Origin of the sequence: Bradyrhizobium sp. CCGB01, from assembly GCF_024199795.1 — a bacterium.
Classification (GTDB): Bacteria; Pseudomonadota; Alphaproteobacteria; order Rhizobiales; family Xanthobacteraceae; genus Bradyrhizobium.
Genome location: NZ_JANADK010000001.1, coordinates 2,922,043 through 2,940,527 on the forward strand (window position 1 = coordinate 2,922,043; position 18,485 = coordinate 2,940,527).

The following is an 18,485-nucleotide window of genomic DNA, read 5'->3' on the forward strand; positions in this document are numbered from 1 at the left end:
CCACAAGGGGAGAGGGTAAGCGGCAGGCTCTACCCCGCGATCGCTCGCCAGTCCGCGCCGCGCAGCATCCGCATCACGGCGTTGGCGACCGCCGTGCGCTGCCGGCCGGCAACTCCGTAGAGGCTGACGGTGCGGCGGGCGTCGAGCCCCGTGACCGTGGCGCGCGTCAGCTTTTCCGGTACGGGTGAGGTGTGCGGCAGCATGGCGACGCCGATGTCGGCCTCGACCAGCTCGATCAAATCGCGCTCGTTCGAGATCTCGTGGCCATGTTCGACGTCGATGCCGCATTCGCGCAGGCTCGCGGAGATCCGGCCGAAATGCTCGCAGAATGTCCGGCTCAGAATCTGCTCTGCGCGCAGGTCGTCCAGGTCGATCGCGCTGCGGCCGGCCAGCCGATGTCCGTCGCTGACGACGAGCTCGAAGTTTTCGGTGAACAGGGGCCAGACGTCGAGCCGCTCCCAGGATTCGTCGATCTCGGCGGCGATGCCAAGCTCGGCCTCGCCTTTCTTCAGGAACTCGGCGACCTCGCGGCTCGAGCCGCGCAAGAAGCGGAATTCGAGCCGGTTGAACTGCCGCTTGATCTCGTTGAGATGCGGGATGAGCAGCGCAAGATCGATCGAATGCGTCAGCGCGATGCGCAGCGCACCGATCTCTCCACTCTTGAACGAGGAAGCGAGCGAGCGCGCGCCGGCGGCGGCGTCATAGCACTGCTTGAGCAGCGGATGCATGCGCTGGCCGAGCTCGGTCAGCTGCGCCGCCGGCCGTTCGCGACGGAACAGGTCGCCGCCCAACTCGGCCTCGAGCTGCTTGATCGCGCGCGTCAGCGAGGGCTGCGTCACGTTGCACTCCTCGGCGGCGCGCGTGAAGTTCAATAGCTGCGCCACCGCGAGGAAATAGCGGACCTGGTGCATTTCCATGGATCGGCTCCCCAGCAGGATCGGTCGGAAATCTAGCCGATCGGGGCGGGGAATGACATCCCGCTTGCGATAGCGCGCGGGCATGGATTCGAAAGCCAAGCGGCATTCCAAAAGATCCTGCGATCTTCTAAAACGGTAGTGCGTAACAAGACCGCCGCGTCCGACGAATATTCGGCCGGGGGCGGGCTTATCAGGAGCGAACCATGAGCGGCGCGAAGGGCAAAGGTATGGAAATCCCGGGGCAAGTCGTGCTGGTGCTGCAAGGCGGCGGTGCGCTTGGTTCCTATCAGGTTGGTGTCTACCAGGCCCTGCACGAGGCGGGCATCGAGCCCGACTGGATCATCGGCACCTCGATCGGTGCCATCAACGCGAGCCTTATCGCGGGCAACGCGCCGGAAAACCGGCTCGCGCGGCTGAGAGAGTTCTGGAAACGGATGGAGCAGAAGCCGGCCTGGGACTGGCGCGCCGCATTTCCCGGCTTCAACGAGAAGCTGGCCTATTGGTCGACCGTGACCCACGGCATTCCCGGCTTTTTCCGCCCCAATCCGCTGGCGCATGCCGGGGATTCCTATCCGCTCGGCGCCGATCACGCCGGCTACTATTCGACCGCACCGCTCGAGGCGACGCTGCGCGAGCTCGTCGACTTTGATCTGGCCAATCGCTGCGCGCCGCGCCTGACGGTCGGTGCGGCTCATGTCGGCACCAGCGAAATGCGCTATTTCGACAGCCGCGACGGCGAATTGACGGTGAAGCACATCATGGCCTCGGGCGCGCTGCCGCCGGCTTTCCCGGCTGTACGTATCGACGGCGAGCTCTATTGGGACGGCGGCATCCTGTCGAACACGCCGACGGAAGCGGTGTTCGACGACAATCCACGCAGGAATTCGCTGATCTTCTCGGTGCATTTGTGGAATCCTGTCGGCGCCGAGCCTGCGACGATGGCGGAGGTCTTGAACCGGCACAAGGACGTGATGTACTCCAGCCGCATCGCCAGCCAGATCACGCGCCAGCAGCAAACCCATCGCTTGCGACACGTCATCAACCAGCTTGCAGCGCGGCTGCCGGAGACCGAGCGTAGCGATCCCGCCGTGATGGAGTTGATGAGCTACGGCTGTCCGACCCGCATGCACGTGGTTCGGTTGCTCGCGCCACAGCTCGATCGTGAGACCCATACCAAGGACATCGACTTCAGTCCGTCCGGGATCACGCGGCGCTGGCATGCCGGTTATGCTCACACGAAGTCGGTGCTCGCGCGAAAACCGTGGATCGGCGAATTCGACCCGCTGGCCGGCGTGGTGCTGCACGAGCATATGGACGAGATGCCGATTGCGGCGGAGTGAGGGCCTTGTCGCTGATTGTGTCGCGCGATGACGATTTCATGCGGGTGCTGTCCGGGTTATTGTTGCCGCGTCTTCATCGCGAGGCTTGCAATTGGTCGATGAGAGGGATTTGGAGTCGACGCTAGAGCTCGTCCGCGCCAACGCGGCGGGGCCGGTGGCCGGCGTGTTCGGTCCTGACACGGTGACGTGGCGGATCGACCGGGAGGCCGTCATCTTTCTCGGTGCCGGCCGCGCGCTGCTCCTTCAACTCGCGCATCCCTGGGTCGCGGCCGCCATCGCCGAGCATTCGCGGACCCTTGCCGATCCGATCGGCCGCTTCCATCGCACCTTCGACATCGTCTTTGCCATGGTGTTCGGCTCGCTCGACCGGGCGCAGCTGTCGTCCCGGCAACTGCACCGGCGTCACAGCATGATCGTCGGCGAGATGCCCGAGACGGTCGGTCCGTTCGCGGCCGGCTCGCGTTACTGCGCCAACGACATCCCGTCGCTGCGCTGGGTTCACGCGACGCTGGTCGAGACTGCGCTGATGGCGCACGATCTGGTGCTGCCGCCGCTCTCGGCCGAGGAGCGCGAGCGCTACTGGACCGAGAGCCGGACGTATGGCGCGTTGTTCGGATTGACGGGCGATGATCTGCCGGCGGATTGGGCCGGCTTTGCTGCCTACGCGGCGGCGATGGCACAGTCGGAGACGCTGACCGTCAGCCCGGCCGCACGCGAGATCGCCGCGCAGATCTTTGGCGGCGCGCGCCCGTGGCTGCGGCCACCGCGATGGTATCGCGCGCTCACGGCGCGGATGTTGCCAGAGCCGATACGTGCGGGTTTTGGGTTTGAGTTAAGCGAGCGTGACGCGAGATCGGCGGACAACGCGCTGAGATGGATCAGGCGCGTCTATCCGAAACTGCCTGACCGGCTGCGCTATGTCGGTCCCTATCAGGAAGCGCTGGCGCGGCTGAATGGCGAGACCGGGCCCGACTGGATGACCCGCTGCCTCAACCGGGCCTGGATCGGCCGGCCGCAGATGGACGTGCGCGGGAAGGGGTGAGGCTCTCCGCCGGCACCACAAACTCCGTCATTGCCAGCGTAGCGAAGCAATCCAGACTGCTGCCGCGGAGGGATTCTGGATTGCTTCGCTACGCTCGCAATGACGTGGAAACGCCTCGGGCGCTCTCTCACGCCGACGCCAGCTTCCGGTATAGCGCGCTATAGCTCCCTGCCGAGATGCTCCAGGAGAACGATCGTCCCATCGCGCTGCGGCGCATGGAGTCGAGCTGGTCGTGCGCCATGAAGGTCGAGAAGGCGCGGCGGACGCCGCCGAGGAAGGATGCTCGCGAGGGCTGCGAGAACAAAAAGCCGGTTTCGCCGTCGGTGATGGTCTCGGCAAGGCCGCCGGTCTGATGACCGATCGGCAGCGAGCCGAAACGCTGGGCGTACATCTGGCTGAGCCCGCAGGGCTCGAAGCGCGACGGCATCAATGTGAAGTCGCTGCCGGCGAAGATGCGGCGGGCCTGGGCCTCGTTGAAGCCGATCGTAACCCCGATCGCGTCGGGGCGGCGGCGATGGGCGTCGATCAGCGCCTGCTCGAGCGCGGGCTCTCCGGAGCCGGTGACCACGATCTGCCCGCCGGCATCGATGATCTCGTCGGCGGCCGACAGCACGAGGTCGATGCCCTTCTGGTGCACGAGGCGTGCGACGATCGCGAACATCGGTCCGCGTGACACCGCGAGCCCGAACTGCTTGCGCACATAGTCGGCATTGGCCTTCTTGCCGACCCAGTCGCCGGCGCCGAATTGCTGGGCGAGCTGGGCGCAGGAGCGGGGGTCCCAGCTCTCGTCGATGCCGTTGAGGATGCCGGTGAGCTCGGCCGCGTCGGAGCGGACGCGCAGCAGGCCTTCGAGGCCGCAGCCGAATTCCTCCGTCGTGATCTCGCGTGCGTAAGTGCCGCTGACGGTGGTGAGATGCGAGGCGTAGACCAGCCCGGCCTTGAGGAAGGAGAGCTGGTCGTAGAACTCGACGCCGTCGATGTGGAAGGAGCTTTCGGGGACGCCGATCCGCCGCAGCGACTCTTTTGGGAAGAGACCCTGATAGGCGAGGTTGTGGATGGTCAGGATCGACGGCAGCCTGGCCCCGCGCCAGGCGAGATAGGCCGGCACGAGCGAGGCCTGCCAGTCATTGGCATGAATCAGGTCTGCTGCCCAATTCTTGTCCAGCTTGCCCATGGCCAGCTCAGCGGCTGCCGAGGCAAAGCGCGCAAAGCGGATGTCGTTGTCGGGCCAGTCGCGCCCGGACTCGTCGCCATAGGGATTGCCGGGCCGGTCGTAGAGTTGTGAGCACAACAGCACATAGACCGGCAGGCCGTCCTTGGTCGCGGCCCGGCCGAGCGAGCAGGCCGGCATCTCCGCGAACGGCGGACAGCGGCCAACGATCTGAATATGCGTGAGTTGTTCGATGATGTCGCGATAGCCGGGCAACATGACCCGAATGTCGGCGAAGGCACGCAAGGCTCGGGGAAGGGCGGCCGAAACGGCGCCGAGTCCGCCAACGCGGACGAAGTCGTCCATCTCGGTTGTGACGAACAAGACCCTCAAGAACAGCTGCCCTCTTCCGATCCCTCTTGCTGCTATGCAAGAACGGGTCCAGTTGTCCTGGAATTCCCAAGCCCGCCCGCAGAACGCGTCCGTTCGGTAAAGACTTTCCTACCCAGCCGCCGCCCTCTAGGGTCGGCGCATCAACAAGAGAGAACTTCGATAGTTCCTAAGCGGCCGAGGGGGCGCAGGCGGGCATGCAGTTAGCAGATAAGCATGAGGGGACGACGACAAAGGCCTTCGCGGGCCTGAGGGTCCTGGATTTTTCGACCACCATCGCCGGTCCCCATTGTGCCCGGATGCTTGCCGACATGGGCGCCGAGGTCATCAAGATCGAGACCGACGGCGGCGAGACGATGCGGACCCGGCCGCCGCTGCGCAAAGGCTGCAGCACCGTGTTCGGCCAGCTCAATGTCGGCAAGAAAAGCGTCGTGCTCGACCTCAAGTCCGAGGACGGCAAGGAGGCGGTGCGGCGGCTGGCCGCGACCGCCGACATCCTGGTCGAGAATTTTCGCCCCGGCGTAATGCGCCGCCTGCGGCTCGACTACGACAATCTGCGGCCGGTCAACCCCAAGCTGATCTATTGCTCGATCTCGGGCTATGGCCAGAGCGGCCCCTCGGCCGAGCTGCCGGCCTACGCCCCGGTGATCCATGCGGCCTCCGGCTACGACATGGCGCATCTCGCCTACCAGCCCGGCCGCAACCGCCCGGATTATTGCGGCATCTATCACGCCGACGTCGTCACCGGCACCTACGGTTTCGGCGCGATTGCATCTGCGCTCTATCAGCGCACCGTGACCGGGCTCGGCCAGCACGTCGACGTCTCCATGCTGGAATCGATGCTGAGCTTGACGGTGATCGAGTTGCAGAGCTCGCAATTCGCCGTGAAGCCGCCGCCGCGCCCTATGTTCGGCCCGACCGAGACGGCGAATGGCTACGTCATGATCACGGTCGCCAGCGAGAAGACGTTTCAGGGCCTGATGGGGGTGATCGGCCGGCTCGAATGGATCACCGACGCGCGCTTCTCCAGCTATGCCCCGCGCCGCGAGAACTGGGCCGACATGATGGATGGCGTCGAAGCCTGGTCGCGGCCGCTCACGACCGACGCGTGCCTTGTCGCGCTTGGCGCGGCCGGCGTGCCGGCCTCGGCCTATCGCACCGTGTCCGAGGCGCTGGCCGATCCGCAGCTCGCGCACCGGCAGGCGCTCTCGTCCGTGGAGGACGAGGGCGGCTCGTTCCAGGTGCTCAATCTGCCGTTCCGGATGTCGGGCGCCGACACCACGCCCGCCAAGACGATGGCCGTGCTCGGCGAGCACACGGATGCACTGCGCGACGAGATCGGCCTCGCCAGTGAGGCGCCAATTCCGACAGGCAAAACAGCCGCGCCGCGCTGAGCGCATTGCGCCGCGCGCGTGCGGCATTTGATCTCTCGTGCGTTCCTCTTGCCGTCGCGTGCATTTGTCGCCAATCTCGCCTCCGAGTCATTCAACGATCCGAAACATCGGACGAGGATCCCGGGAGGAACCATGACGAACATTGCTGCCGCGGTGCGCAAGCATGCGCCGATTTTCCTTGTTGCGGCATTTGCGCTTGTCCCACCAGCGCAAGCGCAAAAATCGGGCGGCAGCATCACCGTCGGCCAGGAGCTGGAGATTACGGGCTTCGATCCGCTCAAGGTCGGCGTCTACGACACCTCGACCTTCACCGCGGCGGCCGCGATCTTCGACACGCTGACCACGCTCGATGAGAAGGGCGAGGCCGCGCCAAAGCTGGCGGTGTCCTGGACCCATTCCGACGATTACAAGAGCTGGACCTTCAAGCTGCGCCAGGGCGTGAAATTCCACGACGGCACGCCGTTCAACGCGCAGGCCTTCAAGGAGAATTTCGACCGGCAGAAGGACCCCGCCAACAAGTGCCGCTGCGCCTTCTACATCACCAACGTCAAGGAGGTGCTGGCGCCCGACGAATACACCGTCATCTATAACCTCACTGATCCAGCCGTGAATTTGCCGGCAACCAACACCATCCAGAGCCAGAACAACGTCGTGCATTCGCCGACGGCCTGGAAGACCAAGGGCGACGACTACAACCGCAATCCCGTCGGCACCGGCCCCTACATCCTGAAATCATGGTCCGCCGGCGACCGCATGGTGCTGGAGAAGAACCCCAACTACTGGGACAAGGGCCGGCCCTATCTCGACCGCATCATCCTCAAGCCGCTGCCCGACGCGCAGTCGCGTTTCGCCTCGCTGCAATCGGGCGAGGCCGACATCATCTGGGATGACGAGAACGACGCCGACAACATCATGAAGGCGCAGAAGGACTCCAAGCTCACCGTGCACACCTACAAGGGCTCGGGCGCGCAGGTCTATGCCTTCAACACCAAGCAGGCGCCGTTCGACGACGTCCGCGTGCGCCAGGCGCTGGTGATGTCGATCGACCGTCCAAAAATGTCGCAGGCGATCAGCAACGGCCTGAGCCGGCCCGCGTCCAACCCTTACGGCGACGGCTCCTGGGTCAAATGCAAGGACGACGGCGCGTTGCCGTTCGACGTCGAGAAGGCCAAGGCCCTGCTCAAGGACTACGGCAAGCCGGTCGAGTTCAAGATGCTGGTGACCGCGACGCCGCGCGGCCGCATGATCGGCCAGGTGCTCCAGCAGTTCTGGAAGCGCGCCGGCGCCAATATGGAGATCGAGCAGGTCGACCAGGCCACCATCCCGCCGCGCGCCTTCATGCGTCAGTTCCAGCTCGTGCCGTGGCGCATCGTCGATCTCGCCGATCCCGATCCGCAGATGTATGCGAACTTCCGTAGCGGCAGTCCGCTGGCGCTCTCCAACTTTGCCGATCCGGAGCTGGACCGGCTGCTCGATCATTCGCGCACCACCGCCGATACCGCGGCGCGTATCGAGGACTATTGCGCGATCAGCCGCCTGATCAACAAGGAGGCGATCTGGTTCTGGACCTTCCAGAACACCTATTATGCGCTGTCGAGCGCCAAGCTGAAGGGCTTTCCAAAAATCTACAACGGCGTGATCGACGTCTCCTCCACCTGGCTGGAATGACCGCGCGATGCTGAACTTCGTCGTGCGGCGGCTGCTTGCCATCCTGCCGGTGCTGCTTGCGGTCTCGCTGCTCACCTTCCTGATCGCCTCGCTGCTGCCGGGCGATCTCGCCTACGTCATCCTCGGTGATCAGGCGACGCCGGAGAATGTCGCGGCGCTGCGCCGTGACATGGGGCTCGACCAGCCGCTGTGGTGGCGCTACCTGAGCTGGCTTGGTCACGTCCTGCAAGGCGATCTCGGCCGCTCGTTCCGCACCGGGCAGACGGTGCTGCAGGCGGTCGCCGAACGCATTCCGGTCTCGCTCGAGCTGATGCTGATGGCCGAGTTCATCGGGCTCCTGATCGGCGTTCCCGTGGCGATTGCCTGCGCCGCGCGGGCCGGCGGCGCGTTCGATCGCTTCATGACCGGCAGCGCCTTCGCCATGCTGTCGATGCCGTCGTTCCTGACCGCCATTCTCCTGATCTACCTGTTCGCGGTCGAGCTGCACTGGCTGCCGGCGACCGGCTATGTGCCGTTCAGCGAGGCGCCGCTGTCGAACCTGCGCTTCTTCGTGCTGCCGGCTTTGACGCTGGCCCTCGCCGAATGGCCCGGCATCATGCGGGTGCTGCGCTCCGACATGATCGCGACCTTGCAGGAGGACTATATCGCGCTCGCGAAAGCAAAAGGCCTCAAGCCCGCGCGCATCCTGTTCGTGCATGCGCTCAAACCATCATCGCTGACCCTGGTGACGGTGACAGGCATCAATATCGGCCGCCTGCTCGGCGGCACGCTGATCGTGGAATCGATCTTCGCGCTGCCGGGCATCGGCCGGCTGCTGGTTGGCGCGATCTACACCCGCGACCTCGTCATCCTCCAGGGCGTGGTTCTGCTGGTCGCCTGCGGCTTCGTCCTCGTCAATTTCATCGTCGACATGCTCTACGCCGTGCTCGATCCGAGGATCCGCCATGGCCACGCTTGAGCTTTCGATCCAGGACGAGGTGTCCGCGCCCGTGCGCCGCAGGCGCAAGCTCGGCCTGTTGTTCTGGCTCGCGAGCGCCTGGCTCGCGATCATCCTGTCGCTCGCGATCCTCGCGCCGGTGCTGCCGCTGCAGAATCCTGTAGACATGGACATGCTGGAGCGCCGCGCCGCGTTCTCCACCGAGCACTGGCTCGGTACCGACGGGCTCGGCCGCGACGAGCTCGCCCGCCTGATCTTTGGCGCGCGCGTGTCGCTGACGGTGGGGCTGATCGCGCCGCTGATCGGTCTTGGAATCGGGGGGGCGCTCGGTCTCCTCGCCGGCTATTTCCGCGGCCGGTTCGAGACGCTGGTGGTCGGCAGCATGGACGTGCTGCTGGCCTTTCCGCCGCTGATCTTCGCGCTCGCGGTGACTGCCTATCTCGGCCAGTCCATTCCCAACCTTACAATCATCCTCGGAGTGCTCGGCATTCCCGCCTTCATGCGCGTGGCGCGTGCGGCGACGCTGACGCTGGCGCGGCGCGAATTCGTGATCGCGGCCGAAGCGCTCGGCGCCAGCCATGCGCGCATCCTGCTGCGCGAGCTGCTGCCGAACGTGATCCTGCCGCTGCTGGCTTTCTTCCTGCTCGGCGTCGCCGTCACCATCGTGGTCGAGGGCGCGCTGTCCTTCCTCGGTCTCGGCGTGCCGCCGCCGATGGCGAGCTGGGGCAGCATGATCGGCGAGGGCCGCGACAGTCTCGACGTCGCGCCGCGGCTGGCCTTCCTGCCGGCGGCGGGGTTGTTCTTGACCGTGCTGGCCTTCAACCTGGTCGGCGATACCTTGCGGGCCCTGACCGACCCGCGTCAGGGGGCGCTGTGAGCACGCCGCTGCTGACCATCGAGGACGTCGCGGTCGAGCTGCCGACCCCGCGCGGAAACTTGCGCGCCGTGGATCATGTCGATCTGTCGCTGGAGGCCGGCCGCACGCTCGGCATCGTCGGCGAATCCGGCTGCGGCAAGACCATGCTGTCGCGCGCGGTGCTTCAGCTGCTGCCGAAGAAGGCGAAGCTGACGGGCCGGGTGATGTTCGACGGCCAGGATCTGGTGCGGCTCGATGCAGAGCGCCTGCGGCAGCTGCGCGGCCGCGATCTCGCGGTCGTATTCCAGGACCCGATGACCTCGCTCAATCCGGTGCTTACCATCGGCACCCAGCTGATGGAGACGATCCAGGAGCATCTCGAACTCGATGCGCCCGCCGCGAAGAAGCGCAGCATCGAGCTGCTCGCCGCCGTCGGCATTCCGGCGCCGGAGCAGCGGCTCGCGCAATATCCGCATCAATGTTCCGGCGGCATGCGCCAGCGCATCGCGATCGCGATCGCGCTGTCCTGCGAACCGAAGCTCCTGATTGCGGACGAGCCGACCACGGCGCTCGATGTTACCATCCAGGCGCAGATCCTCGACCTGCTCGCGCGCGAGCAGCGCCGCCGCCACATGGCGATGATCATCATCACCCATGATCTCGGCGTCGTCGCCGGCCGTGCCGACGAGGTCGCGGTGATGTACGCGGGCAGGGTGGTCGAGCGCGCGCCGACCCAGGCGTTGTTCAAGCGCATGCATATGCCCTACACCGAGGCGCTGCTGGCGGCGATCCCGAAGCTGGAAACCGCCCCGCATACGCCGTTGCCGGCCATCTCCGGCCGTCCGCCCGATCCGACCCGGCCGCTGAAGGGTTGCTCCTTCGCCCCGCGCTGCCGTTATGCAACCGGGCGCTGTCACGAGGCCAAGCCCGAATTGAAGAGCGCGGAGATGCCGGGACATGTCTACGCCTGCTTCCATCCGATCCAGATGACGGAGGGAATTGGCGCATGATGCAGCTTGCCGTGCGCGACGAGCCGCTCCTGGACGTCGACAATCTCGTCGTCGAATATGGTCTCGGCAACAAGACGGTGCATGCCGTCTCCGGCGTCAGCCTCCAGGTCGCGCGCGGCGAGACGCTGGGGCTGGTCGGCGAATCCGGCTGCGGCAAGTCGACGCTGGGGCGCGCGGTGCTGCAACTCCGCCGCGCCAGATCCGGCCGCGTGCTGTTCGACGGCGAGGACCTGACCGCGATGGAGGGCGATGCGCTGCGCAAGATGCGCCGCCGCGTGCAGCTCATTTTCCAGGATCCGATCGCCTCGCTCAATCCGCGCCGGCGCATCGGCGACATCGTGGCCGAGCCGCTGATCATCGCCGGCGTCAAGGACGCCGCGGAGCGCAAGCGGAGGGTTCACGAGGTGCTCTCCGCGGTCGGGCTCGATCCTGATCTCGTGGCGGGACGCCTGCCGCATGAATTCTCCGGCGGCCAGTGCCAGCGCATCTGCATCGCGCGGTCGCTGGTGCTCAACCCTGAATTCATCGTCTGCGACGAGCCGGTCTCGGCGCTGGATGTCTCCATCCGCGCGCAGATCCTCAACCTGCTGGAGGAGATGAAGGCGCGCTTCGGCCTGACGCTGCTGTTCATCGCGCATGACCTCGCGGTGGTCAAAGCGGTCAGCGACCGCGTCGCGGTGATGTATCTCGGCCGGCTCTGCGAGGTCGGGCCATCGGAGCAATTGTTCGCAAAACCCGCGCATCCCTATACCAGCCTGCTGCTGCAGGCGATCCCGGTGCCGGACCCGGACGTGCGTCCCGCCGAGAGTGTGGCGACCGGCGAGCCGCCATCGCCGATTGCACCGCCGTCCGGGTGCCGCTTCCGCACGCGCTGCCCCCGGGCCGATCAGCGATGCAGCGCGGAGATACCGGAGTTGCGCGAGGTCGCACCCGGCCAGTTCGCGGCTTGCCACCATCCGCTGGCCTGAACTAAGACCGCTGCCAGGTTTGTCTCGTCCCGCCGCCCGTGGCATGGTGGCGCGACAACGAGAAGCATGCGGGAGGACGCCGATGAAGAGTTTCAAGGTCGCCGATTTCAAGGCGCCGCTGCAGGAGTTCGACGAGGCCACGCCGCAGCCGTCAGGCACGCAGGTGCTGATCAAGGTGAAGGCGGCCGGCGTCTGCCACAGTGATCTCCACATCTGGGAAGGCGGCTACGATCTCGGCCATGGCCGCAAGCCGCTGTCGCTGAAGGACCGCGGCATCAACCTGCCGCTGACCATGGGTCATGAGACGGTCGGCGAAATCGCAGCCTTCGGCCCCGACGTGAAGCCGACCGACCAGGGCGACCTCAAGCTCGGCGATGTCGGCCTCGTCTATCCCTGGATCGGCTGCGGCAAGTGCGCCACGTGCCTGGCCGGTGACGAGAACATGTGCCTGACGCCGCGCTCGCTCGGCGTCTATTGCGACGGCGGCTATTCCGACCACATGCTGGTGCCGCATCCGCGGTATCTGCTCAATCTGAAGGGCCTCGATCCCGCGACGACCGCGCCCTACGCCTGCTCGGGCGTCACCACCTACAGCGCGCTGAAGAAGGTCGAGCAGCATTTCGACACGCCGATCGTGATGTTCGGCGCCGGCGGTCTCGGCCTGATGGCGCTGTCGCTGCTGAAGGCGATGGGCGGCAAGGGCGCGATCATGGTGGACATCGACGCCAGAAAGCGCGAGGCGGCCGAGAAGGCCGGCGCGCTCGCGACCGTCGATCCCAAGGCGCCGGATGCGCTGGAGCAGCTTGCGAAGAAAGCGGGCGGACCGATCCGCGCGGTCATCGATCTCGTCGGCAATGCCGCGACCACGCAGCTCGGCTTCGATTGCCTGACCAAGGGCGGCAAGCTCGTCATCGTCGGCCTGTTTGGTGGCGGCGCGACCTGGGCGCTGCCGCTGATCCCGATCAAGGCGGTGACGATCCAGGGCAGTTATGTCGGCAATCTGCGCGAGACGCAGGAGCTGCTCGATCTCGTGCGTGCCAAGAACGTGGCGCCGATCCCAGTGACGAAGGCGCCGCTCAACAAGGCCAACGACGCGCTGGTGCAATTGCAACAGGGCGCGGTGGTCGGGCGCACGGTGCTGACGCCGTAGCTCTCCCGTCGTTCCGGGGCGGTCCGAAGGACCGAACCCGGAATCTCGAGACCCCGGATTCGGCTCTTCGAGCCGCCCCGGGATGACGCCTCTTCCCCAGGAAGCCCTCATGTCTGCAAACAACGCCTTCCACATTGCCGTGCTCGCCGGTGACGGCATCGGTCCCGAAGTCATGGCGCCGGCCATCGAAGTCCTGCGTAAGATCGAGGCGAAGTCGGATCTGCGCTTCCGCTTCACCGAGGCGCCGGCGGGCGCCACCAATTATCTTGCGACCGGCAAGTCGATGCCTGACAGCACCATCAAGCTCTGCGAGGAGGCCGATGCGATCCTGCTCGGCGCCTGCGGCCTGCCGGCGGTGCGCTACCCTGATAACACCGAGATCGCGCCGCAGATCGAGCTGCGCTTCATCTTCGATCTCTATGCTGGCGTGCGTCCGGCGCGTCTCATTCCGGGCGTGCCGAGCCCGATCGTCGGCGCCGACCAGCGCGGCATCGATCTCGTCGTGATCCGCGAATCGACCGAAGGCCTGTTCGCCTCGATGGGCAAGGGCGTCGTCACCCACGAGGACGCGCGCGAGACCATGGTGATCACGCGCAGGACCTCCGAGCGCCTGTTCGAGTTCTCGTTTCGGCTCGCCGAGCGGCGCAAGGCGCGCGGCAAGCCGGGCGCATTGACCTGCGTCGACAAGGCGAACGTGTTCAAGGCCTTTGCGTTCTTCCGCGGCATTTTCGACGAGATCGAGAAGAAGCATCCCGGCGTGAAGACCGATCGGCTCTATGTCGATGCCTGCTCGGCGATGCTGGTCAAGCGGCCCTGGGATTTCGACGTGATGGTGATGGAGAACATGTTCGGCGACATCGTCTCCGACATCACCGCGAGCCTGATCGGCGGCCTCGGCATGGCGCCGTCGGCCGACATCGGCGACAAATATGCCGTGTTCCAGCCGTGCCACGGCACCGCGCCTGATATCATGGGGCAGGGCAAGGCCAATCCCACCGGCATGATCCTGTCGGCGGCGATGATGCTGGACTGGCTGGCCGACAAGCACGGCGTCGAGAGCGCGGCGGAAGCCGGCGAGACGATCGAGCGCGCGGTGGACAAGATCTATGCCGGCGGCATCAAGCCGATGGAGTTCGGCGGCAGCAACGGCACGGCCGATATCACGAAGGCTGTGCTCGGGGCGCTGTAGGCCCCCGCGCAGCAAGAAGGCCGGGAGACCATGAGTAAGCCGGACGATGTCCCGACTACGTCCGCTTTAGCGCCCTGAACGGATATCATCAGCGCGCCGTGACGGGAGCCGCGACATTGAACGCAGCGCCCGGTCACGGCTCGTTGAGTTTACTCGGCCGCAATCGTGTGCACGGTCCCGCTTTGGCCAGTGCTTTTGAATACGAAGCCCTCGTAGCCCTTTTCTGCGACCTCGGCGCACTTTCTGCGGTATCCGCCCACGCCCTCCGGACCGAGATAGGGCATGAATCGACGCGGCTTGCCTTCTATGTTGGCGCCCATGTACCAGGAATTGGCACCGGGCATGAGGGTCGAGTTCACGATTTCGGCGACGTGGGCGCCCCATGCGTCCTGCGCCTGCGGGCTCGCCTCAATCGTCGTTAGTTTGTTTCTTCGCATGTGGGCGATGCATTCGGTGATCCATTCGACATGTTGCTCTATCGAGACCGGCATGTTCGACAGCACCGAGGGGCTCTGCGGACCGGTGATCGTGAACAGGTTGGGATAGCCGGCGATCGCCAGGCCAAGATAGGTCTGTGGGCCATCCGCCCATTCTTGCGCCAGCGTCCGGCCGCCGCGACCCTTGATACCAAGGTTCTTCAGCGGGCCGGTCATTGCGTCGAAGCCGGTGGCGATGACGATGATGTCGAGCGGATACTCCTTGCCGCCCGCTTGAATGCCATTCGGCGTGATCTTCTCGATAGAACCGTCGGTGCTCGCATCCACCAGCGTTACGTTCTTCTTATTGAAGGTCTCAAAATAGTTGGTGTCCAACGGTTGGCGCTTGGTGCCGTAGGGATAAGACTTCGGCGTCAACTTCTCGGCGATCGCCGGGTCGTTGACGACCGAGTGGATCTTTCGCTTGAGGTAGTCGGCGATGACGTCGTTCGCCTCCTTGGAAAAAAACATGTCCTGATAGTTCGCCAGCCAGAAGGCGAAGCCGCCCGCATCCCACATCTTGTCGAACTGCTTCTCGCGTTCCTCGGGCGTTGTCTCGAGCACCGACTGCGGTATGAAATTCAGCTCGAACCCGAAGAAGGAATCCTTGATGCGCTGCCGGATTCCGTCGTAATCGGCCTTGCGCGCCCTGGTAACCTCGGGATCGACACGGCCGTTGCGGGCCGGTACGCAGAAGTTCGGCGTGCGCTGGAATACGGTCAAGTGCTTGGCCTGCTGCGCAATCTCTGGAATCGCCTGCACCGCGGTGGCGCCCGTGCCGATGACGCCTACACGCTTCGCGGTGAAGTCGACACCATCGTGCGGCCACTGGCTCGTGTGGTAGCACTTGCCCTTGAACGAGCTCAGCCCCTCGATCGATGGTACGTTCGCGGTCGACAGAGCCCCGACGGCTGGGATGACGTAGCGTGCCGTCACGGCGTCGCCTTTGTCGGTGCGTACGGTCCACAGCTCCGTGTCCTCATCGAAGAGGACTTCGACGACGCGCTTGCCGAACTGGATGTCGGGCTTCAGGTCGAAGCGATCGGCGCAGTGCTCGAGGTAGCGCAGGATCTCGTCCTGCTCCGGATAGCGCTCGGACCAGTTCCACTCCTGCAACAGGTTCTTGTCGAAAGTGTAACAGTAAATGTAGCTGTCGGAGTCGCAGCGCGCGCCGGGATAACGATTCCAGTACCAGGTGCCGCCGACACCGTCGCCGGCCTCGAACACCGTAACGTTCAAGTCAAGCTTGTCGCGCAGCGAATGTAGCATATACATGCCGGAGAACCCGGCGCCGATGATGATCGCATCGAAGTCGGCTCTCGCGCCAGCCCGTTGCGCGGATTCAATATTTGTCATGACCTACCTCGCGTTGTGAGAATTCTCCCTGCATTCGTGTTCAGTGTTCTTCGCCTTGTGCAGGAGCCGGCCTGCGGGAGAAGAACAAAAGCTCGGCGCCATCGGAGAGCCCGCGCCACGGCGCGCTCGCTCCATCGAGTGGAAAGCGGAGGCGCCGTGGGTGCAGGTAGGCGCTCGCACGGCACTACGCCGCGGCGCGCGCCTCACCGGTCGCGTAGGCGGCAGTTTCGAAGTCCATGTAGCCGCCGAAGGAAGTCGGGTCGCCGAACGGCAGGATTTGCGTCGCCCAGTACCCGCCGAACCCGTTCTTGCGATCGATCCAGTAGAACGTGTTGGCGAGTCCAGCCCAACCGATCGCTCCGGCCGGGCGGCCGGTCGGCGCGTCCTCGTCGTTCACCATGAAAGTCAAGCACCAGGACTTCTTCAGGCCGGGAAAGAACTCGGCATCGTTCGACAGGCTCGGAATGATGCCGGGTAGCATCGTGACGGTCTGATGTGCCTGCAGGCCGTTCCGGACGGCGGCCTCGACCGTTTCTTTCTTGAGCACACGACCCTCCGATCCGGCTCCGTCGTTCAGCCACATGCGAACGAATTTCATGTACTCGCCGATCGAGCCATAGAGACCGTGGCCGCCCATGTGGACCTCGGGCTCAGGCGGCAGTTGCATATCGGGGAGTGGAGTCAGCGATCCGTCGGCTTCGCGTTGGTGGATCGTGGCGAGGCGCGAACGCATCGAAGGGGTCAGCGAAAAGCCGATGTCCTCCATGCCGAGCGGCGCAAAGATTCGCTCCCTCATCACCTCGCCGAGGCGCTTGCCGCGGATGCTTTCGACGACCTGGCCGGCCCAGTCGATGTTGCTGCCATATTCCCATTTGTCGCCAGGATCGAACAGCAGCGGCGTGTTCAGTGATGCCTTCGAGCAGGTCACCACGCTCGGTTGGCCGCGCTCCTGCGCCAAGCGAAGGTAATTGGCATTGAAGAAATCGTAGCCAAGGCCGGCGGTGTGCAGCATTAGCATGCGGGTCGTGATGTCGCGCTTCGGAGCTCGCAGCTTCGGATTGCCCTTGGCATCGAACCCGGTGAGTACCTCGAGCTTGCCGATATCGGGCACGTAGTTCTTGGCGGGGCCATCCAGGTCGAGCTTGCCGTCCTCGACGCATTGCAGGACCGCCGTGCCGGTGATGGCCTTCGTGGTCGAGAAGATCGCGAACACGGTATCGGTCGTCATTGCCTGGCGTCCGCCAAGGCTACGCTCGCCGGCCGAGCCTTCATAGACGTTGGCCGAGCGATCCGTGATCATCGCTACCACGCCGGGAACGCGGTCCTTTCCAGTCACGACTTTTTGCAGAATCCCGTCACATGCGCTTTTCAGATTGCTACCCATAGGCGTTTCTCCCGTTGCCAAGTTTGATCACGTGCTTCTCGGCAGTCCGTTGGCGGTTCGCGCCGAATGACATAGACGGTTGGGACGTATTGAAGTTGGGTGCGGAGCCGATGGCCCCGATGAGAGTGCGCGAACGAAATCCCGCCGCAGTTCTGGCAACATTAACGACTGGAGTCTTGATCATGAGGTGGCTCCAGGTCAGCATCGCAGTTCGACCGAGCGCTGGGAACGTAGACCGTTTTCCTCCGATCGACCACTCCGATGATTTTTTGATTTTTCAGAGGCTGGTCAGTGAGGCTGACACTGATCTGCCCCGGCCGTATTGCTCGTCAATCGGCAGGGTCAGTCATTGCATTGGCGCTGCTTGGTTTGACGTGACCGGACGCCGAGGTTATTTCCCCCAAAACTGCGGCTTGCGCTTTTCCATGAAGGCCTGGCGGCCCTCGCGGAAATCCGCGCTGTCCATGCAGGCATTGCCGATCGCCTTGATCGCGTCCATGTCGCGTCCGCTTTCGTCCTTCAGCACTTGCGCGATGGTGAGCTTGGCGGCCTTGATTGCGAGTGGCGCGTTCTGCGAGATCGTTGCGGCAATCGCCATGGTCTCGCCCCAGAGCTGATCGTCCGGAAACAGGCGCTCGACGAGGCCAATGCGCAGCGCCTCCGCCGCATCGATGCGCATGCCCGTGTACATCAGAAGCCGCGCCCAGGACGGGCCGACCAGCGACACCAGATGCTTCAAGCCGTCATAGCCATAGGCGATGCCGAGTTTTGCCGCGGGAATGCCGAACTGGCTGCCATGTGCCGCAATGCGGATGTCGGCGAGCATCGCGACCTGCATGCCGCCGCCGAGGCAAAAGCCCTGGATACAGGCAACCGTCGGCTTGGGATAATCGGCGAGCAGCGCGCGCTGAGCGGCGCTGCGCTTGGCATATTCCTCGGACGCCGCCGCGTTGTGGCGGGTCTTCTCGAACTGGCTGATGTCGGCGCCGGAGACGAATGCCTTGCCGCCTGCGCCGCGCAGGATGACGACGCGCACCGTGTCGTCGTCGCGCAGGCTCGTCAGCGCCTCGCCAAATCCCTCCCACATCTCCAGCGACATCGCATTGCGCTTGTCGGGATTGTTGAAGGTGATCACGCCGACGCCGCTGGTTGCGTGCTTGAGGATCTTGCCGTCGGCGTAAGGCGTTTCGGTGGTGCTGGACATGTCGGGCATCGCGCGCTCACTGGTCGTTGGTAAGGCGCAATGTGTGGCCGAGGG

Annotated in this window: 15 protein-coding genes; 10 read left to right on the forward strand and 5 right to left on the reverse strand. The window is 64.9% G+C overall.

Annotated elements, in window-relative coordinates:
• Window positions 1-29: 29 nt before the first annotated feature.
• Complete coding sequence (locus tag NLM25_RS13445) at window positions 30-917, reverse strand: LysR family transcriptional regulator (protein WP_254137236.1); 888 nt, start codon at window positions 915-917, stop codon at window positions 30-32.
• Window positions 918-1,120: 203 nt separating this feature from the next.
• On the opposite strand from NLM25_RS13445, the gene NLM25_RS13450 reads away from it, so the two are divergent.
• Entirely contained in the window at window positions 1,121-2,257 is a 1,137-nt protein-coding gene (locus NLM25_RS13450) for a patatin-like phospholipase family protein (protein ID WP_254137237.1), read from the forward strand.
• Between the two features lie 91 nt (window positions 2,258-2,348).
• The gene (locus tag NLM25_RS13455; RefSeq protein ID WP_254137238.1) at window positions 2,349-3,299 is read left to right on the forward strand and encodes an oxygenase MpaB family protein; all 951 of its coding nucleotides are present in this window, start codon (window positions 2,349-2,351) and stop codon (window positions 3,297-3,299) included.
• A gap of 127 nt (window positions 3,300-3,426) precedes the next feature.
• Here NLM25_RS13455 and glgA read toward each other — a convergent pair whose 3' ends face one another.
• Window positions 3,427-4,842, reverse strand: coding sequence for a glycogen synthase GlgA (gene glgA / locus NLM25_RS13460; RefSeq protein WP_254137239.1), 1,416 nt, complete (start codon window positions 4,840-4,842; stop codon window positions 3,427-3,429).
• A gap of 194 nt (window positions 4,843-5,036) precedes the next feature.
• Between glgA and NLM25_RS13465 the strand changes: the two genes are divergently transcribed.
• From NLM25_RS13465 to NLM25_RS13500, 8 genes are all read left to right on the forward strand, one after another.
• On the forward strand, window positions 5,037-6,233 hold the full coding sequence (locus NLM25_RS13465; RefSeq protein ID WP_254137240.1) for a CaiB/BaiF CoA-transferase family protein: 1,197 nt from the start codon (window positions 5,037-5,039) through the stop codon (window positions 6,231-6,233).
• A 132-nt stretch (window positions 6,234-6,365) separates the two neighbouring features.
• On the forward strand, window positions 6,366-7,901 hold the full coding sequence (locus NLM25_RS13470) for an ABC transporter substrate-binding protein (RefSeq protein WP_254137241.1): 1,536 nt from the start codon (window positions 6,366-6,368) through the stop codon (window positions 7,899-7,901).
• A gap of 7 nt (window positions 7,902-7,908) precedes the next feature.
• The gene (locus NLM25_RS13475) at window positions 7,909-8,859 is read left to right on the forward strand and encodes an ABC transporter permease (RefSeq protein ID WP_254137242.1); all 951 of its coding nucleotides are present in this window, start codon (window positions 7,909-7,911) and stop codon (window positions 8,857-8,859) included.
• A complete protein-coding gene (locus tag NLM25_RS13480; RefSeq protein WP_254137243.1) occupies window positions 8,846-9,715 on the forward strand; it encodes an ABC transporter permease in 870 nt (289 codons plus the stop codon). Before NLM25_RS13475 ends, NLM25_RS13480 begins: the two co-directional genes overlap by 14 nt.
• Window positions 9,712-10,704, forward strand: a complete 993-nt coding sequence (locus NLM25_RS13485; RefSeq protein WP_254117267.1) for an ABC transporter ATP-binding protein — start codon at window positions 9,712-9,714, stop codon at window positions 10,702-10,704. The genes NLM25_RS13480 and NLM25_RS13485 overlap by 4 nt, the downstream gene beginning before the upstream one ends.
• The gene (locus NLM25_RS13490) at window positions 10,701-11,672 is read left to right on the forward strand and encodes an ABC transporter ATP-binding protein (RefSeq protein WP_254137244.1); all 972 of its coding nucleotides are present in this window, start codon (window positions 10,701-10,703) and stop codon (window positions 11,670-11,672) included. Before NLM25_RS13485 ends, NLM25_RS13490 begins: the two co-directional genes overlap by 4 nt.
• An 82-nt stretch (window positions 11,673-11,754) precedes the next feature.
• Window positions 11,755-12,822 carry an alcohol dehydrogenase gene (locus tag NLM25_RS13495; RefSeq protein WP_254117269.1) on the forward strand — a complete coding sequence of 356 codons (1,068 nt, stop codon included), beginning with the start codon at window positions 11,755-11,757 and terminating at the stop codon, window positions 12,820-12,822.
• Between the two features lie 109 nt (window positions 12,823-12,931).
• Complete coding sequence (locus NLM25_RS13500; RefSeq protein ID WP_254117270.1) at window positions 12,932-14,011, forward strand: isocitrate/isopropylmalate dehydrogenase family protein; 1,080 nt, start codon at window positions 12,932-12,934, stop codon at window positions 14,009-14,011.
• Window positions 14,012-14,160: 149 nt separating this feature from the next.
• Here the strand turns inward: NLM25_RS13500 and NLM25_RS13505 are convergent, their stop codons facing one another.
• The 3 genes from NLM25_RS13505 to NLM25_RS13515 all read right to left on the reverse strand — a co-directional run bounded on the left by NLM25_RS13505 (window position 14,161) and on the right by NLM25_RS13515 (window position 18,440).
• Window positions 14,161-15,843, reverse strand: coding sequence for an NAD(P)/FAD-dependent oxidoreductase (locus NLM25_RS13505; RefSeq protein WP_254137245.1), 1,683 nt, complete (start codon window positions 15,841-15,843; stop codon window positions 14,161-14,163).
• A gap of 184 nt (window positions 15,844-16,027) precedes the next feature.
• Window positions 16,028-17,227 carry a serine hydrolase gene (locus NLM25_RS13510; RefSeq protein ID WP_254137246.1) on the reverse strand — a complete coding sequence of 400 codons (1,200 nt, stop codon included), beginning with the start codon at window positions 17,225-17,227 and terminating at the stop codon, window positions 16,028-16,030.
• Window positions 17,228-17,618: 391 nt separating this feature from the next.
• Entirely contained in the window at window positions 17,619-18,440 is an 822-nt protein-coding gene (locus tag NLM25_RS13515) for an enoyl-CoA hydratase (RefSeq protein ID WP_254137247.1), read from the reverse strand.
• Between the last annotated feature and the right edge of the window lie 45 nt (window positions 18,441-18,485).

Excerpts from the sequence above, each read along its gene's own strand:
- NLM25_RS13445 (WP_254137236.1), bottom strand. The coding sequence starts at position 917 with ATGGAAATGCACCAGGTCCGCTATTTCCTCGCGGTGGCGCAGCTATTG.
- NLM25_RS13450 (WP_254137237.1), top strand. The coding sequence starts at position 1,121 with ATGAGCGGCGCGAAGGGCAAAGGTATGGAAATCCCGGGGCAAGTCGTG.
- NLM25_RS13465 (WP_254137240.1), top strand. The coding sequence starts at position 5,037 with ATGCAGTTAGCAGATAAGCATGAGGGGACGACGACAAAGGCCTTCGCG.
- NLM25_RS13470 (WP_254137241.1), top strand. The coding sequence starts at position 6,366 with ATGACGAACATTGCTGCCGCGGTGCGCAAGCATGCGCCGATTTTCCTT.
- NLM25_RS13475 (WP_254137242.1), top strand. The coding sequence starts at position 7,909 with ATGCTGAACTTCGTCGTGCGGCGGCTGCTTGCCATCCTGCCGGTGCTG.
- NLM25_RS13480 (WP_254137243.1), top strand. The coding sequence starts at position 8,846 with ATGGCCACGCTTGAGCTTTCGATCCAGGACGAGGTGTCCGCGCCCGTG.
- NLM25_RS13490 (WP_254137244.1), top strand. The coding sequence starts at position 10,701 with ATGATGCAGCTTGCCGTGCGCGACGAGCCGCTCCTGGACGTCGACAAT.
- NLM25_RS13495 (WP_254117269.1), top strand. The coding sequence starts at position 11,755 with ATGAAGAGTTTCAAGGTCGCCGATTTCAAGGCGCCGCTGCAGGAGTTC.
- NLM25_RS13500 (WP_254117270.1), top strand. The coding sequence starts at position 12,932 with ATGTCTGCAAACAACGCCTTCCACATTGCCGTGCTCGCCGGTGACGGC.
- NLM25_RS13505 (WP_254137245.1), bottom strand. The coding sequence starts at position 15,843 with ATGACAAATATTGAATCCGCGCAACGGGCTGGCGCGAGAGCCGACTTC.
- NLM25_RS13510 (WP_254137246.1), bottom strand. The coding sequence starts at position 17,227 with ATGGGTAGCAATCTGAAAAGCGCATGTGACGGGATTCTGCAAAAAGTC.
- NLM25_RS13515 (WP_254137247.1), bottom strand. The coding sequence starts at position 18,440 with ATGCCCGACATGTCCAGCACCACCGAAACGCCTTACGCCGACGGCAAG.